Below are 2,030 nucleotides of genomic sequence, written 5' to 3'. Positions count from 1 at the left end.
ATAAATAAATTATCGGAAATTGGAATTGGAGTAGAGATACAATTAGAATTTGAATATCCAGTATATTACGCTATAATATTAACTAACAAAAATGCCTCTATTGAAATGGAGAATTTCGTAGATGGTTTATGCCTAGATTATAAAAGTGTCTTAGATTCTATTAAAGACTATGAAACATTAAACAATGACTTAAATAAAATAGGATACTTGCTTGGCGAATTTGATGAAAGTTATCCTATAGATTACATTGATTATTACGATTTACATCCAGAAGACTTTTTTAAACTTACTTAGCTTTACAATAGAAGGCACAACCGCAAGCGGAAGTGCCTTTCTTATTTTTTAAAATCATACCTAAACAATCTTTATTTTTAAGATCTTATCTATTTTTCCTTCTCTTATAATGATATATATACTCATCTATAATATCATGAATTATTGCTATACCACAAAGCTTGTCTTCTTCATCTAATACCGGAACCGCAATCAAATCATACTTAAGAGCCAATTCTATAGTTTTCTCTATACTATCCTTTACATTAACATGTATAATATTAGTATTCATAATATCTTTTATTTTAGTATCTGGATTAGCTAATAAAAGATCCATTAAGGACAAAACACCTTCTAAATTATTTTCTTCATTGGTAATATATATATAATTTGAAGTTTCTGGATCTGGTTTTAAATCCCGAATTATTTCTATAGATTCTCTAACACTTATATTGATATGAAAGGATATAAAATCAGGATTCATAATACTTCCTACTGTTTCTTCTTCATACCCCATAAGCTCTCTTACTTCGTCTGCGTCATCCTTCTCTAAGTTTGCCAATAATTTTTCTGCCACCTCTTCGTCTACCTCATCCAACATATCTGCTATCTCATCATTAGGCATAAAATCTAATACTTCAGCAACCTTGTCTTCATCCATGTTTTGGATTATATCCGCCTGAATATTTGGTTCTATTTCCTCTAAAGTATCCGCTGCCAAATTTTCATCTAGATTTTCTAAAACCTTAGCACGATGTTCTGAATCCATTTCTTCTAAAATATCTGCTAAATCCGCTGGATGAAGCTTGGATAGCTTTTTATACGGTATAGCTATTTGCAAATTATCTTTAATAACTTCCAAGGACTCTACATCATCCCACATTATAATAGTATCTGACGGAGACTTTTTTAAAAGCTTAAATACAGTATTTAATATTCCTACTATACCATATCTCCTTCCTAAGGCCATTATACCAGAGTCAACAGCTACAACTCTCAACTCTCCTGCTAGTTCTGCTAACTGCAAATCATTAACCCGTACTACCTTTTTACCGGTAACATCAACGATTTGCTTGCCTAGAAGATTCTTAGACAATAGATAGGAATAGGTTCTCGGAATGATTTCCTTTACCCCTTTGACCTTGATTAGCACCCTTCCATTAGCTTCCTGATATAACCCAATGCTCCTAAACTCGTAATTAAATATCTCTCCATCTTTTTTAATCATATAACCGATTACTCTAGGATAGCCTTCTTCTGCTGTTACATAAATATCAGTAAGCTTACCTATACTTTCATCAAACTCGTCATATACCTTTGTTTGAAGGATGGAGTTAAGAAATACGCTAGTTAGTCTTTTCATACAATATTCCTCCTTCTGATCCAGAAAGAATATTTATATGAAAAGCTATGTAATAGAAAGCTGCTATTCATATCTAGCTTTAAACACAATCCAATTCTTTCCGGATCAATATTCAGTTTTATTTAACCTATGACACTGAGGGCCAGCATCCATTAAAAATACACCGCCTTTTATACAAAAAGTTATTTCGTAAATTATTCCTACTAATATTATATTATAAAAGTCCTTAAATGCAACGATAAGTTACCTTTTATTATTTTTTAAATTTATAGTGACTCTCATAAAGTAAAACTTTCACATTTTACTTTACCCTTCTTAAATTTATATTTCATTGATATAAAAGCAAATATAATTTATAATACAAAAGGTATATATTAAATTTACTTCAATGTAT

Annotated in this window: 2 protein-coding genes; one reads left to right on the top strand and one right to left on the bottom strand. The window is 30.4% G+C overall.

The genetic code is table 11. The features are described 5' to 3' along the window. Positions 1-294, top strand: a 294-nt coding sequence (locus N3C_RS14955; protein ID WP_178377761.1) for a hypothetical protein, incomplete at its 5' end; no start/stop codon positions are given. Positions 295-379: 85 nt separating this feature from the next. On the opposite strand, the gene N3C_RS04225 is transcribed toward N3C_RS14955, so the two are convergent. Further along, positions 380-1,636: a magnesium transporter gene (locus N3C_RS04225; protein ID WP_074364821.1), complete on the bottom strand. Its 1,257-nt coding sequence runs from the start codon at positions 1,634-1,636 to the stop codon at positions 380-382. Positions 1,637-2,030: the final 394 nt, after the last annotated feature.

The sequence above is a fragment of the Clostridium sp. N3C genome (assembly GCF_900095445.1).
Classification (GTDB): domain Bacteria; phylum Bacillota; class Clostridia; order Clostridiales; family Clostridiaceae; genus Clostridium_AU.
Note: the sequence above shows the minus strand (reverse complement) of the source record. Positions and strands in the feature narration are given on the sequence as shown.